Source organism: Halomonas sp. EF61 (genome assembly GCF_040147045.1).
Classification (GTDB): Bacteria; Pseudomonadota; Gammaproteobacteria; order Pseudomonadales; family Halomonadaceae; genus Halomonas; species Halomonas litopenaei.
This window is the reverse complement of sequence record NZ_JAMSHM010000004.1, coordinates 389,931-404,896: the sequence shown is the minus strand read 5'-3', so window position 1 is coordinate 404,896 and position 14,966 is coordinate 389,931. Positions and strand designations below refer to the sequence as shown.

The 14,966-nt window shown below is 61.8% G+C and carries 10 protein-coding genes and 2 tRNA genes; 5 read left to right on the top strand and 7 right to left on the bottom strand.

Annotation, left to right across the window (positions count from 1 at the left end; translation table 11 throughout):
* Positions 1-65: 65 nt before the first annotated feature.
* The 3 genes from NFI08_RS21375 to NFI08_RS21365 form a co-directional block, all read right to left on the bottom strand.
* Positions 66-1,550, bottom strand: coding sequence for a YfcC family protein (locus tag NFI08_RS21375; RefSeq protein ID WP_286984860.1), 1,485 nt, complete (start codon positions 1,548-1,550; stop codon positions 66-68).
* 449 nt (positions 1,551-1,999) lie between these two features.
* Complete coding sequence (locus tag NFI08_RS21370; RefSeq protein ID WP_349591434.1) at positions 2,000-3,760, bottom strand: ShlB/FhaC/HecB family hemolysin secretion/activation protein; 1,761 nt, start codon at positions 3,758-3,760, stop codon at positions 2,000-2,002.
* A 153-nt stretch (positions 3,761-3,913) separates the two neighbouring features.
* Positions 3,914-6,442 (bottom strand): collagen-like triple helix repeat-containing protein, encoded by a 2,529-nt coding sequence (locus NFI08_RS21365; protein ID WP_349591433.1) that lies wholly within the window; start codon positions 6,440-6,442, stop codon positions 3,914-3,916.
* 378 nt (positions 6,443-6,820) lie between these two features.
* Here NFI08_RS21365 and NFI08_RS21360 point away from each other — a divergent pair, with 378 nt between their 5' ends.
* Positions 6,821-7,357 carry a hypothetical protein gene (locus NFI08_RS21360; protein WP_349591432.1) on the top strand — a complete coding sequence of 179 codons (537 nt, stop codon included), beginning with the start codon at positions 6,821-6,823 and terminating at the stop codon, positions 7,355-7,357.
* A gap of 647 nt (positions 7,358-8,004) precedes the next feature.
* On the opposite strand, the gene NFI08_RS21355 is transcribed toward NFI08_RS21360, so the two are convergent.
* The gene (locus tag NFI08_RS21355) at positions 8,005-8,595 is read right to left on the bottom strand and encodes a helix-turn-helix domain-containing protein (RefSeq protein ID WP_162816469.1); all 591 of its coding nucleotides are present in this window, start codon (positions 8,593-8,595) and stop codon (positions 8,005-8,007) included.
* A gap of 103 nt (positions 8,596-8,698) precedes the next feature.
* Complete coding sequence (locus NFI08_RS21350) at positions 8,699-9,451, bottom strand: SDR family NAD(P)-dependent oxidoreductase (protein ID WP_349591431.1); 753 nt, start codon at positions 9,449-9,451, stop codon at positions 8,699-8,701.
* Positions 9,452-9,617: 166 nt separating this feature from the next.
* Here NFI08_RS21350 and gltX point away from each other — a divergent pair, with 166 nt between their 5' ends.
* From gltX to NFI08_RS21330, 4 genes are all read left to right on the top strand, one after another.
* A complete protein-coding gene (gene gltX / locus NFI08_RS21345) occupies positions 9,618-11,105 on the top strand; it encodes a glutamate--tRNA ligase (RefSeq protein ID WP_349591430.1) in 1,488 nt (495 codons plus the stop codon).
* Between the two features lie 48 nt (positions 11,106-11,153).
* Positions 11,154-11,279, top strand: coding sequence for a hypothetical protein (locus NFI08_RS21340; protein WP_349591429.1), 126 nt, complete (start codon positions 11,154-11,156; stop codon positions 11,277-11,279).
* Positions 11,280-11,441: 162 nt separating this feature from the next.
* Positions 11,442-11,517: transfer RNA gene (locus NFI08_RS21335), tRNA-Ala, on the top strand.
* Positions 11,518-11,534: 17 nt separating this feature from the next.
* Positions 11,535-11,610: transfer RNA gene (locus NFI08_RS21330), tRNA-Glu, on the top strand.
* Between the two features lie 511 nt (positions 11,611-12,121).
* On the opposite strand, the gene NFI08_RS21325 is transcribed toward NFI08_RS21330, so the two are convergent.
* A complete protein-coding gene (locus NFI08_RS21325; RefSeq protein WP_349591428.1) occupies positions 12,122-13,018 on the bottom strand; it encodes an NAD(P)-dependent oxidoreductase in 897 nt (298 codons plus the stop codon).
* Between the two features lie 203 nt (positions 13,019-13,221).
* Positions 13,222-14,508 (bottom strand): citrate synthase, encoded by a 1,287-nt coding sequence (gene gltA / locus NFI08_RS21320; RefSeq protein WP_045992953.1) that lies wholly within the window; start codon positions 14,506-14,508, stop codon positions 13,222-13,224.
* Positions 14,509-14,966 lie beyond the last annotated feature (458 nt).

Below are 14,966 nucleotides of genomic sequence, written 5' to 3'. Positions count from 1 at the left end.
CGCTTGGAAAGCGCTGGCGTTTTTTTATGCTCGACTTGCGTTGGTTGCCCTGACGCGATCTGTGCTCAGGTGAGGCTGGCGCCCACGAACAATGTCACGGTGGTGACTCCCAGGGTCATCAGGATATAAGGCAGCGCCCACTTGACGAAGCGCTCGTAGGGTATCTTGGCAAGCGCCAGTCCGGCGACCAGATGGGCGGCGGTGGGGGCGAACATGTTGATCCAGCCGCTGGCGGACTGGAAGGCGGTGACCACCAGTTCGCGATCTACGCCCGAGAAGTCGGCCAGTGGCGCCATCAGCGGCATGGACACCGTGGCCAGCCCCGAGGTCGATGGGATGAAGAAGCTCAGCACGATGTGGACCACGTAGGCCACCACCACGAACAGTCCCGAGGACAGGCCGGCTACCGCGCCTTCGGCCCAATTGAGGATGGTGTCGATGATCACGCCGTTGTCCATCACCACATAGATGCCGCGTGCCACGGCCACCACCAGGGCCACGCCGATCAGGTCCTTGGCACCATCGAGGAAGGTCTCGATGAAGTCGGATTCGGACTGTCGATTGATCAGGGCGATCAGGATGGCAGCGCTCAGGAACAGGGTGGAGAGTTCATCGAACCACCACCACAGGGTCGGAAAAGCCGTAATGCCCATGTCTTCCCAGGGCACGACGCCGTAGACCATGATCCCGAAGGTCATGAAAAACACCGTCATGGTCAGCTTGTGGCGCAGGGTAAACGCCTGGGTCGAGGCGGCATCCTTGGCCTGAGGGGCGGCCGCCAGCTGCAGGTCCGCCAGCACCGAGCGCTGCGGGTCGCGCTTGATCTGCGCGGCGTAGCGCATCACGAACCAGATAGCCAGTGACACCAGGATCACGAACTGCACCAGCCTGAGCGTGATGCCGGCGCCGATCGGCAGGCCGGCGAAGCCCGAGGCGATGCCGGTGGCGAAGGGGTTGACGGTGGAGGCCAGCACACCGGTGCCGGAGCCGAGCAGGATGATGCCTGCGGCCACCATGCGGTCGTAGCCGGCGGCGGTGATCACCGGCAGGATGATGGCCCAGAAGGCGACCGTTTCCTCGGCCATGCCGTAGGTGGACCCGCCGAGGGCAAACAGCACCATCAGTACGGGAATCAGGTACTGCTCGCGCCCGCCAAAGCGCTCGACCACCGCGCCGATCCCGGCATCCAGGGCGCCCGAGCGCATCGTCACCGCCAGAAAGCCGCCGATGACCAGCACGAACAGGGCAACGTCCACGGCCTTGTGGAATCCCTGGATCGGTGCCACCAGTACATCCAGCGGCCCCTGGGGGGAGCTTTCCAGCACCTGGTAGGTGCCGGGAATCGGCAACAGGCGGCCGTCACCCTGATAGTCGAGCACGTCGCTGGCAGCAATGACCTGATCGCTGCCTTCCACATGGTAGTCGTACTTGCCGGCGGGCATGACCCAGGTCAGCACCGCCACCAGCGCGGTGATCACAAAGAGCAGGGTATAGACCGTGGGCATGCGCAGGCTGGAGCGCCGTTTGGAGGAGGTCACTTGCGTTTCCATCTCGGTTTCCTCGTTTCAGAAGGTCATGGTGTAGGCTCTTTTGTTGTCGGTGTGATCAGGGACAGACGGCCCTTGTGTGACCGCCTGTCTTCGAGTCTACGGGCCTCGACAGTCTGTCGGGACTTGGGTCGGCACAATGCTTGATCCGCTGCAAGGACGGCGACGATGCGGCGAGATGAGAGGTAAATTTGCTGGCCTGGCTCAAGAAATGAGGCGACGCCAATGTTTCACCACACGCGGTCTCGCTGCACGACGAGACACGCGCAGGGTTGTCGTGTGCAGGGCAATAGGAAGTGGCGCTGGGGTCGGCTGACAGGGCGGCTGAAAGGGCGGCCGGGAGGCCGACTGAGCGAGCGGCCGGCCCTGCCGCAAATGAGGGCCTAGGGTCAAGTGATCTGGCCAGGGGCCCGGTGTGGCGGCCCCTGGCGAGTTCATCCATAGCCCAGAGATCAGCCTTCGAAGTTCCAGGTCAGGCGGGCGTTGATGCGACCCTCGCGGCTATCGGTCTCGAGGTCACGATCGCCGATGGGCTCGGCGTATTCCAGGGTGAGGCCGTACAGACGTCCTTTGCCCAGGCTGACGCCGGCCGCCGCCGAAGCCAGGTGGCTATCCGCGTCGCGCTCCTGAAACTCGGTGCGGGCGCCATCCAGCACCAGGTAGGGCTCGACGCGGGAAAGCCAGGCGCTATTCACAGGCTGCAGATAGCGTAGTTCCAGCGCCCCGGCGAAACCGTAGTCGCCCTCCGCCTGGCCGGCGTCATAGCCGCGCCCGAAGCGTTGGCCACCGTAGTTGCCGCGCTCGGGTTCCGGCAGCGCATCGTCGGAATAGAAACCGTTGGCGCTGGCGGTAAGGCGCCAGTGATCGCCATACAGGCGTCTGTACTGGGCGTCCAGCTGCCAGCGGGTGAAGTGCAGATCTCCGTTGTCGTCCAGCGGTGTACCGTTGAGCCGGCGCTGCTGCTCGTTGGCCCCCAGATCCATGCCCTGGCGCAGGGCCAGCGAGGCCAGCCAGAACTGCCGTCCACGCTGGGTGCGATAGTTCAGGTCCAGATCGGCGGCCGAATACTCGGACTCCTCGACCAGTTGGTTGAGGGTCTGTTCCTCGAAGCTGAGTGATGTGGTCTTGGTCTCGTCGTGATGACGCAAGGCGCCGCCCAGGGTCAGGCTCGAGGAGCGTGACAGCAGCAAGGGGTAGGACAGCCCCAGGCGATAGCGTTGTCGGTCGGTGTCCTGATCCTGGCGTAGATCGAAGCGCTGTCCGTCGAGCAGGTAGATCAGATTTTCCTCGTCCTCGCCGTCATAGCTGTCGGCGGAGGCGGTCAGGGTCAGGCCGTCGTTGCCGATACCGGTACGATAGTCCAGCGCGTAGAGCTCGTTGTCGTTGTCGACGGGCCACAGCCAGGAGAAGCCCAGGCTGTCGCCCCAGGTGGTCAGGCTCTGGGTCGAGACTCGATTGATGAAGACGGTGTCTTGTTCATCGCCACCGCTGAGGTTTCCCGAATAGTCAAAATGATCGATGCGACGCTCTTCGACACGCAGTGTGGTGGCGCCGCTGGGGGTGCGCGGCACCGGTGCCTTCAGGGTCAGGCTGGCACCGGGAATTCGCTCGATCAGCCCGCTGACACGCTCAAAGGTGCTGCGCGTCAGAGGTCGTTCTTCCAGCAATGGCTGGACCAGTTTCTCCACCCGGCCCGCCACGGGGTCATCGTCTACCACGATCTCGGTACGGGCGATATGCCCCTCCACCAGTACGATGCGCACGTTGCCGTCACGAAAGTTGTTGGTCGGCAGGTAGGCGAAGGACAGCGGATAGCCGCCTTCCTGGTAGGCGTCGGTGATCGTCTGGACTTCGGCCTCGATGGCCTCTCGGCTCACGCTCTGCCCGATCATGGCCTGAAGTCCCTGACTCAGTTCGGCCAGATCCAGCACGCTGTCGCCGATGAAGCGAACGTGACGCACGGTGACGTGGGCGGGGATGCCGGCGCTGGCGTCGCTTGGCAGGTCAACCTCGGTTTCTACGCTGCGCTGTTGTGGCGCCAGCCGGCGATTCTCGATGATGTCGTCGACGGTCTCCAGCGTCTGCTGGGCCTGGAGGGGGGACACGGCCAACAGGCTGCCGGCGGCCATCACCAGGGGAAGGTGACTGTATCGTGAACGTGGCGGGGAAGGTGGCTTGGTGTGGGGCTTTGGATGCGGCGTAGTGCTTGGCATAGGCTTCCTTGTGGATCCCTGGACGAGGCCCGTCAGGGAGCCTCGAATATTGTTATGAGCAGCGTCTGAATTGGTGTTGAGCATGATTCCAAGAAGAGGCCCGATACCCGCGGGGGTATCGGGCCTGCGTTTACCATGCTGGAGCGGGCAAGATTAGTTCTTGCCCAGAAGGCCTCCTACCAGTCCACCGACGATGCCCTTGTCGCTGCTGGCGTCATCACCGCTGTCCTGGTTGCCGCCCAGATCACCGGTGAGCTTGTCGGTCACGCCACCGACGGTGTCCAGGGTGCCGCCGACCAGGCCGCCGCTATTGCCACCGCTGCTATCGTCACCGCCGAGGCTGCTGGTCAGGCTATCGGAGACCCCGGACACCAGACCGCCGCCGCTTTCGCTACCGCCGAGGCTGCCGGTCAGGCTGTCGGAGACCCCGGACACCAGGCCGCCGCCACTGTCGCCACCGCCGAGGGTGCTGGTCAGGCTGTCGGAGACCCCGGACACCAGGCCGCCGCCGCTTTCGCTACCGCCGAGGGTGCTGGTCAGGCTGTCGGAGACCCCGGACACCAGGCCGCCGCCACTGTCACCACCGAGCGAGTTGCCAAGCCCGGCAGTCAAACCACCGTCGCCGCCCAGCGTATCGTTGAGTCCGGCGATGAGGTTGCTGTCACCACCTAACTGGCTTCCGAGTCCCGCCTCGAGGCCACCTTGCTGGCCTCCTCCGAGGTCAGAAAGCAAGGCCCCTTCGCCCAGCAGCCCGGCCGATTCCAGCTGACTGAGTCCCTGGCCGTCGAGACGCGAAAGCAGTCGAGCCTCATCACCGCCCAGCAGTCTGCCGGTGTTGGCGGCGATGCCTCCGACACCGCTGACAGCCGCACCCAGGCCAGTGGCGAGGTCATTGCCCTGGCCCAGGCGGCCACCCAGACCATCCACCGCAACACCGGCCTGGATCAGCACGCTGCCTACCTCGGGGCCGACCACCAGGGCCTGGCTCAGCTGGGTAACACCGCTATCTGTCTGGATGACAACGGGGCGCAATACCGCCGACACTTCGCGGGTCAGGCCACCAAGGTGCGAGCCGTCGTCGTTGAAGTTCAGTGTCAGCACGTTGCCGGCCTGGGTCACGCCGCCACCAAGGGCCGCGACGCTGCTGCCGAGCTGGGTGATGGTGCCGCTGCGGTTGTCGAGCTGCATGACCAGGGGGAGCTGGTTCAGGTTGCCGACAGTGGCGCCGAGGCTGGATACCACCTCACCGGTTTCGGAGACCGCTACACCGCCGCCGGCCAAGGTGGTCCCCACAGCGTTGGGATTGTTCGAGAAGTTGCCGAGACCATTGTCGAGTCCGTTGCTGAGCCCGGATACGGCTTGGCCGCCATTGCTGATGACATTGCCCAGTCCGTCGGTGACGAACTCTCCACGTCCTCCTAGACTTTGCTGCGAAATGCCATCGCCCAGGGCGGTGACCGCGTCTCCAGCACCGGCGCCGGTCTGTCCCGCGCTGGCGACGGTGCGTTCCAGGTCGGTGCGGCCGTCTTCAGGCGCGCTGGTATCGCCATCGAGCAGGCCGCCGAGGCCGCCGCCTGAGCCATTGTCGCCTTCACCTCCGCCGAGCAGTTCGCCGGTGGCGATGACTATATTGCCGGTACCGGTCACGCTGTCGCCGGCGCCGCCAAGCAGAGAGTAGCGTTCACCGATACGCTGACCGAGGTCGGCCAGGGTGCCACCGGTGCGTAGCAGCAGGTTCCCAGCCTGGGCCGGCAATACCAGCGCTTGTCCGACGCGCGTGACCTTGCCGTCGGTGCCCAGCAGCACGGGACGAAGGGCAACACCAAGCTTGGTAGTGGTGGCCCCGAGCACCTCGCTGGAATCCTCGAAATTGACGCTGAGAGCATCGCCTACGCGCTCCACCTTGCCGCCAAGGCCATTGACGGTGGTGCCGAGCTTGGTCACCAGGCCTGTCCGGGCATCGAGTTCCATCACCACGGGCAGTTCGCCCAGGCCGGCAACGGTGTCTCCTGTCGCCGAAACTGCCTGTCCAAGCTCGCCGACACCGTTGGTCACGCCAGCGGCGGTGGTGCCCAGATAGTTGTCATTGGTGCTGAGGCTGCCGGCACCATCGCGTACGCCGCTCGAGATGTCGCCGACCGCATCGCCCGTTTCGGAGACGATCGTACCTGCAGGCTCGGTGACGCTTGCCATGCGGGGGGCGACACTCTGTTGGGAGATGCCGTTACCGATATCGGACAGGGTTGTATCGACTCCATCACCGGTATCGGCGGTCTTCAGGAAGACGTCTTCCAGCGATGAGCGGGCAATGCCATCGCCGCCATCGCCACCGTCGGATCCATCACCATCGCCATCGCCGCCATCGCCGTCGGAGCCGTCACCATCGCCGCCGTCACCACCGGAGCCATCACCATCGCCTCCATCGCCGCCAGAGCCGTCACCACCGGAGCCATCGCCACCGGAGCCATCACCACCGGAGCCATCACCACCGGAGCCGCCATCGCCACCGGAGCCATCACCACCGGAGCCATCACCACCGGAGCCATCGTCGCCACCGCTGGTAATCGGGTCCTGGCTGTTGCTGGCCAGGGTGCGAGAGTTGCTGGAATCACCAGAGCAGGCGGTCAGGGTCGCCATCGCGCTGGCGAGAGCAATAACGAGTAGTTTTCGTTGCAAAGTCATCGGTTTATACCTCACCTAGTCCGGATGTAATGGTTATCTTGGTGGAAAGGCAATAGAGCCTGTATGGGCTTTCTAAAACTCTTGTAGTTGAATATTTAGCGTAGATGCATCTTTATGCATAATTCCTTTTTATTAGCTTTTTATGGGTTTTAATTGGTGTCCAAGTGTTACCATGAGTAATAGAAAGTGTTATGAAGTGATTGTGCTGAAGATTGTTTTGAAAAGGGCAGGGCGCTCGGGCGTACACTGAACTAGCACCGTGCTAGGCTCAGGTAGCAGCAAGGAGAGGTGATGATGAGCCCTTGGCGTTTTGTAGTAATGTTGGTCGCAGGAGCCATGGTTGCCGGGGTGCTGGCGGCCTGTGATGGAGATTCAACAGTGAGTCAGCCTTCGGAGCCGAGCGGTGAGCGAGACATCGCGTCCGGTTCTGTCGAAAGGGTGACGTCCCGAGCTGATGAACCTGAACCTGAACCGATGACGGTCGCGGCGCTGGACGAGCCGGTGACGGTATCGCTGGATATCCGGCTGGCGTCGGATCGGCGAATGCATGTGGCGGCCACGACCAACTTGCCGGAAGGCACCAGAGTCCAGCTGCGGGTGGTGCGCGAGGCCAGCAATGTGCGTTGGCAGTCACGCACCGAGGTGCGTGAGGGCAGTGTGGCAGCTGGGCCCTACGGTCCCGGTAGCGGGTTGCCCGATGGCTACTATCGTATTGAACTGGTCACCGCGCCTGCTGACGTGCAGCCCGCCGAGGTCAAGGCGCGGATCGGGCCGAGCGGCGAGCACCTTGATGGGCCACTGGTTGCCACGTCGGAGCATGGACTGGGCAAGATCATCAAGGCTAGCCAGCGGTTTCTGGTAGGGCAGGAAGTGCGACGAACGCTGGACGATGTCGAAGTGCAGCAGAGCCCCTGAATCAACCCTTGAAAGCAGCCCTTGATAAGTGTCGTTCAGGCGCGAACGCAGCAGGAAGTTGTTACAAACCGCCCGTGGAAGTCGCTTTTGGAAATCGTTTTTGGAAATCATTCCGGTAACGTGTTCTTGAGAAGTGTTCCTGGCAAAGTTCTTGCGAAAAGTTCTTGAGAAGATGTATCTGAAAAGGCTTTGAGAAGTGTTCTCGGAAAACATGCTTGAGAAAGGTTCTTGGGAAGAGTTCTCGGGGCAACGTTCTTGAGAAGAGTTCTTGGAAAAGACTGAGAACAGTTCTGGAGAAGTGTTCCAGAAAAGCGTCCTGGAAGATGGCTAGAAGCAGACGTCATGCGTCGAACGCGCCTGGGCGCCATCGCCGGCTTAAAAGTAATAGGGATAAACGGCGCAAGGGATAAGAAGCGCAAGTGATAAGAAGGGCAGGGGATAAGAAGCGCAAGGCACTGAAAGCGGTGGCGACAAGACAGCCGGGCAGGGCAGAGGCGGCAAGGGACGATAAGGCCGGAGTGACCGCCCTGACCCGTCGGGCTCGCTCCCGGGGCTTGGGCGCCTGGTTGGATGGTCTGGGTAGGCGAGAGATAAAACGTCAGGCCCGGCCGACTGCTTATGGTTTCATCTCTGCTTTTCGTCTCACCTCAGGTCGCTGACTCGCTACGCCATAGCGCTACCACCTTGGCCTTGAGGCGCATGCCGCTGTGGTAAGGCATGGTGGTGGTCTGGCCCTGGCGCTGAAAGGTCAGTTGCCCGTTGTTGTCCTGTGCGACTCGGCGCAGGTACAGGGTGTCTTCCTCCGCCACCAGATAGAGTCCCGGCTGCCGGAATATCTCGGTCGGAGCCACGGCGGCCAGATCCAGCGGTCCCAGAAAATCGAAGTGTTCATCCGGCGCTGGCGTCACCAGGTGGCAGTCACCGTCCCAACGCTGCTCCGGGATCAGCTCCAGTGGCAGATCGATCCCCTTGTGGGCGACTTCCTGCCAGGGCAGCGGCAGGGTCGATCTCAGGTAGAGGGGAGATGGTCGGCTCGGTTCTCCTTCCAGCAGGTGTGCCAGGGGGCAGTTGAGGGCCTGTGACAGCGCCACCAGGCGTTCATGCCCGATCTGCTTGATGGTGCCGGACTCCCAGTAGGAAATGGTGACGTCAGAGACCCCGACCTGGCGAGCCAGCGCCGCCTTGTTCAAGCCGGCTGCCAACCTCAAAGATTTGATGCGCGGACCCAGCGCGTCCATGGAACCTTCCTGTCGACACATAAAGAGAATTTAGAATACTCATTCATAAGCACCTCTTGTGCAATATCAGGCGTCAACGATATTCGACGGTTCCTATGCCGCACTACCAGGTGATCGGCTCGTTGGCCCAGTCGAAGAAGCCGCCGCTGTCGTCGGGGCCACGCTGCTGCACCATGGTCAGCAGTCGGTCGGCGACAAAGTCGGCGGTGAACAGCTTGTGCTCAGGGACTCGGGCCTGAAAGGGGCGTGACAGCAAGCTGTCGGTGGTACCTGGGTGGAAGCTCAGCACGCAGGACTGGGGATTCAATCGCTTGAGTTCGATGGCAGCGGTTTTCATCAGCATGTTGTGGGCGGCCTTGCTGGCGCGGTAGGCGTACCAGCCGCCCAGGCCGTTATCGCCGATCGAGCCGACCCGTGCCGACAGGCTGACCACGGTGGTGGGATGGGAGCCCTTGAGGTGGGGAAGCAGCGTCTGGAGCATCAAGGCCGGCGTGGCGGCGTTGACCTGAAAAAGGGTCGTCAGGGCGGCTTCGTCGAGGTCCTCCAGGCGTTTCTCGGGCTGAATGTTGCTTGCTTCGTCGTGCAACAGGCCAATGGCGTTGACCACAAGGTGAAGAGGAACGGCTTGGCCAGCAGGGCCGTGAAGGGCTCGACCCAGGTCAGCGCGGCCCTGTGCAGTGGTGACATCGCCTTCGATCGCTTCCAGGCGAGAAGAGGAGGCCTGAAAGGAGGTTCGGCTGACGACGGTCGCCTGCCCCAGCCGTGGGTCGGCGAGCAGTCGATCGACGACGGCGCGACCTATGCCTCCATTGCCGCCGATGACGAGGGCGCGATAGCCGTCGGGAAGTCTGTCCATGTCGCTCTCCTGGCCTGGGTGGGGTGGCAACCTGTTCGAGTCCCGCACGGGGTGACGATTTCAGAGTTTCGCGAATCCCGCCGGGTCCTGCGCAATTGCTTCGTCGGTGCGTATAATGCGCCCACGCCGCCAGCTTGGCTTCAACGACTTCAGGATGCAGGACGTTATGACTGTTCGCACGCGTATCGCCCCGTCGCCCACCGGGGACCCCCACGTAGGAACCGCCTACATTGCCTTGTTCAACCTGTGCTTTGCTCGACAGCATGGGGGAGAGTTCATCCTTCGCATCGAGGACACCGATCGTGTTCGTTCCACCGCCGAGTCGGAGCAGATGATCCTCGATTCGTTGCGCTGGTTGGGGCTCGAATGGGACGAAGGACCCGATGTCGGCGGCCCGCATGGTCCGTATCGTCAGAGCGAGCGAGGAGACATCTATGCCGAGCACGCCCAGCGATTGATCGATGCCGGCCATGCCTTCAAGTGTTACCGCACCAGCGAGGAGCTCGACGAGCTGCGTGAGGCGCGCAAGGCCCAGGGGCTGCACCTGGCGCTGAAGCCGGCCGATCTGGCGCTTGATCCCGATGAACAGGCCCGTCGCGAGCAAGAGGGCATGCCCTATGTGGTGCGCATGCAGGTGCCGGAAAGCGGCCCCTGCGTCGTTCAGGACATGCTGCGTGGCGCCATCGAGGTGGACTGGGCCCAGGTGGATGCGCAGATCCTGCTCAAGTCCGACGGCATGCCGACCTATCACCTGGCCAATGTGGTGGATGATCACCTGATGGGGATCACCCACGTGCTGCGTGGCGAGGAGTGGATCAATTCGGCGCCCAAGCACCAGTTGCTGTATGAGTACTTTGGCTGGGACATGCCTGAGCTGTGCCATATGCCGCTGCTGCGCAATCCCGACAAGTCCAAGCTGTCCAAGCGCAAGAACCCTACCTCGATCAACTATTATCGGCGTATGGGATTCCTGCCCCAGGCGGTAACCAACTATCTCGGACGCATGGGCTGGTCCATGCCGGACGAACGAGAGAAGTTCTCCCTCGCCGAGATGATGGAAAACTTCGACATTCAGCGGGTATCGCTGGGTGGCCCGGTGTTCGATCTCGAGAAGCTGACCTGGCTCAACGGTGTCTACCTGCGCGAGGACCTGGACGACCGCGCCTTTCTCCAGGCCTTGATGACCTGGGCCTTCAATGAAGACTATGTGGCGCAGATCCTGCCCCAGGTACGCACCCGGGTCGATACCTTGTCCGACGTGGCGCCTCTGGCGGGGCACTTCTTCTCCGGGCTGCCCGCCATCAGGGAAGCAAGCTTCGACGGGATCAACCTGGAGCGTGAAGATCTCGTCAAGCTGCTCCAGTTCCTGGTCTGGCGGCTCGAAGGTGTGTCCAGCTGGAACAAGGACGCGCTGCTGGCCGAGATCAAGCTGTTGGGCAGCCACTTCGATCTGAAGATGAAGGCACTGCTGGCACCGGTCTTTATCGCCATCACCGGCTCGTCATCGAGCACCTCGGTGATGGACGCCATGGCGATTCTTGGCTCCGACATGACCCGCGCCCGCCTGCGTCACGCCATCGGCGTGCTGGGTGGCGTCTCCAAGAAGCAGGCCAAGCGCTTCGAGAAGGAATATCGCGAGCTGCCGGCGGCATGATGAAAAAGATGGGGAGGCCTGCTGGCACCCCATCACCTTGGCATCGCAATGGCGCTTGATACGTTCAGCTCCGACATGACCCGCGCCCGCCTGCGTCACGCCATCGGCGTGCTGGGTGGCGTCTCCAGGAAGCAGGCCAAGCGCTTCGAGAAGGCGCGCCGCGAGCTGACCTGAGAAAAAGCGCGAGCTGCCGGCGGCATGATGAAAAAGATGGGGAGGCCTGCTGGCACCCCATCACCTTGGCATCGCCATGTCCGGGGCGCCGAAAAATTTTGGCGCTTCCGGGGTTGACCAAATCTTATGATATCCGTAAGATACGTCTCGTCTTCACGAGATGGGGCCTTAGCTCAGCTGGGAGAGCGCGACACTGGCAGTGTCGAGGTCAGCGGTTCGATCCCGCTAGGCTCCACCAATCTCGTTTCAGGCTGCGTCCCATTCGTCTAGTGGTCCAGGACACCGCCCTTTCACGGCGGGAACAGGGGTTCGAACCCCCTATGGGACGCCACTTCCTGTGCGTGACGTCTGCTCCGCATGGATTCATGCTTTCGCATGAATCGTTGTGAACTCCGTGGTCTCTCCTCTTGTTATCACCATTCGCTTTGTGAGCTCTTCGTGATTTGCACGAAGCCTCAGTTTGCTTGTGGATGGTTTGCAAAAACTGTCTTGTACGGCTTGACAGAACCTTCCTTTTGTCCACCAGTGACGCATTTTTCCCCCGGTCAGCCTCTGCTACGGGGATAACGCCCGTGGTTACGCGATTTATATTTTTTCCTTTCAAAATCAATGTGTTGCGACAGGTTAAAAATTAACCAATCTAAGTCCAATGCCCAGTTCATGGCGATTCGAGGGCGGTTTCGATAGGTTGTGAACAGGGTTATCCACAGAAAGTGTGGAAAACGCTGGGCGGGGTGTAAGGGGCTTGAGAAGAGAGGGGGATGTTGGACCATGAGCGCATGCCGGCGCCGCGGGAAGGTCGGGCCAGCAGGAGGGCGCTGGCCCGGCAGGTATGGAAAATGTCAGTCCTTGCGGTCAGACCTTTCGCGCAGGCGTCGCAGCAGTGAGGACGTGTCCCAGCGTCCACCCCCCATTGCCTGCACGTCGGCGTAGAACTGGTCCACCAGGGCGGTCACCGGCAGGCGAGCCTCCAGCTGACGCGCCTGGTTCAGACAGATATCCAGATCCTTGCGCATCCAGTTGACGGCGAAGCCATGCTCGTATTCGTCACGGATCATGGTCGCGTGACGGTTCTCCATCTGCCACGATCCGGCGGCTCCCTGGCTGATGACCTCGACCACCCGCTCCTGGTCGAGACCCGCTTGCTCGGCGAAATGAAGGCCTTCAGCGAGGCCCTGGACAAGGCCCGCGATGCAGATCTGGTTGACCATCTTGGTCAGCTGTCCGGCGCCGACGCCGCCCATCAAGGTCACGGCTCTGCCATAGTGCTCGAGTACCGGCCTTGCCCTGGAGAAGTGTTCCTCCTGGCCGCCGCACATGATGGTCAGGGCGCCGTTCTCTGCTCCTTGCTGGCCGCCAGAGACCGGCGCATCGATGAAGCCCACATCCTGCTTCTGGCAGGCCTGGTCGAGCTCCTGGGCGAGGCTCGAGGAGGCGGTGGTATGGTCCACCAGGATGGCGCCCTGGGAGAGCGTCGACAGTACCCCGTCAGGCCCGGTGGTGACCTCGCGAACGTCGTCGTCATTGCCCACGCACACCAGTACCAGATCGGCGCCGCCGGCGGCCTCGGCGGGTGTCGCATGATGGCTGCCGTCGAAGCGCTCGCACCACTGCTCGGCCTTGCTTTGGGTGCGATTGTAGACCCGTACCGTCAGTCCGGCTTCGGCGAGATGGCCTGCCATGGGGTAGCCCATGACCCCAAGGCCGATAAAGGCGACGGTGGAGATGTCTCGACTCATGAAAGCGCTCCTTTGTTGTTTCGCTAGAGGGGGTCAGCATAGCGCCGGTTGGCGTGCCGATTCATCCATTGAGCAAAAAAAAGGGCCGCCCCGGAGGGCGGCCCTTTTCATGGTAATGCGACGCGGGATGGTGCGTCTTCTGGCGTGGCGGCGATTCCCTTGCATGGGGCAGCGGGCACCACGCGAATTACCTGGTCGGCGAATTACTTGGACGGGTAGTCGCGCTTGGGATGCCCGGTGTAGAGCTGGCGCGGACGACCGATCTTGTAGCTTTCGCTGATCATCTCGTTCCAGTGCGAGATCCAGCCGATGGTACGGGATACCGCGAAGATGACCGTGAACATGTTGGTCGGGATGCCCATCGCCTTGAGGATGATGCCGGAATAGAAGTCGACGTTCGGGTAGAGCTTGCGCTCGACGAAGTACTCGTCTTCCAGGGCGATCTGCTCCAGGCGCTTGGCGATCTTGAGTTGCGGATCGTCGGCCTTGCCCAGTTCTTCCAGGACCTCGTCGCAGGTCTCTTTCATGACCTTGGCGCGCGGGTCGAAGTTGCGATAGACGCGGTGACCGAAGCCCATCAGCTTGAACGGGTCATCCTTGTCCTTGGCCTTGTCGATGAAGCGCTGGATGTTCTCTTCGGAGTCGTCGCCGATCTCGTCGAGCATGTTGAGCACTGCTTCGTTGGCGCCACCGTGGGCTGGACCCCACAGAGCGGCGATGCCGGCGCTGATGCAGGCAAACGGGTTGGCGCCGGTGGAGCCTGCCAGACGCACCGTGGAGGTGGAGGCGTTCTGCTCGTGGTCCGCGTGCAGCATGAAGATGCGGTCCATGGCCTTGGCGTAGACCGGATTGATCTCGTAGGGCTCGCACGGGTTGCTGAACATCATGTAGAGGAAGTTCTCTGCATAGTTCAGGTCGTTGCGCGGGTAGTTGAAAGGCTGGCCGATGTTGTACTTGTAGGACATGGCCGCGATGGTCGGCATCTTGGCGATCAGGCGAATGGCGCTGATCTCGCGGTCCTTGGCCTGGGTGATGTCCAGGTGGTCATGATAGAACGCCGCCAGGCCGCCGATCACGCCGCACATGATCGACATGGGGTGGGCGTCGCGACGGAACCCCTTGAAGAAGTTGGCGATCTGCTCGTGGACCATGGTGTGGTTGCGCACCCGGTGCTCGAAGTCCTTGTACTGCTCTTCGTCCGGCAGTTCACCGAATAGCAGGGTGTAGCAGAGCTCAACGAAGTTGGAATGCTTGGCCAGTTGCTCGATCGGGTAGCCGCGATGCAGCAGCACGCCGTTGGCGCCATCGATGTAGGTGATGCCGGATTCGCAGGAAGAGGTGGCCAGGAAGCCGGGGTCGAAGGTAAAGAGGCCTTCCGCTCCGAGTCCGCGCACGTCAACGACGTCGGGGCCGAGGGTGCCTGAATGGACGGGAAGTTCGACAGGTTTCTCCAGACCATCCACCGTCAGGGTCGCTTTTCTCTCAGCCATGTCAGGCCTCCTTCGTGTTCGATATGGAGCGATACGTTGTCATTTCTCACTAACGTGCCGACGAATAGGGGGTCGCCCGGCAAAAAAGGTTCGCCCACTATAGAAGCGTTCAGGATATTGTCAATTCTCCCATTGAACGCTTGCTGTTGTACTATGCTCATTTAGCAGTATAGGTGTTGTACAGGTTATGGTGCTTTGCATCATAGGCTGTCCTTTTGCGGTGCAGCAACTTGACGAAGTCGCATTTTTATGCAGCTTTGCCGCATTTTCCGACGAAGCGTTCGCCAAATTGCATGGTCATGCCATTTGTCATGGTGGGGGCATGTCCCTATAATTCAGGCCGCGACTGGCAGGAACAGGAGGTCGTGTCCAACTTGTCGAAGGTTGGGTCACGACAGCGCCCTTCCCAAAACCACCGCCCGCTCGGGCCTCTGGCCCGTATGTCGTAGAGTGGGCCA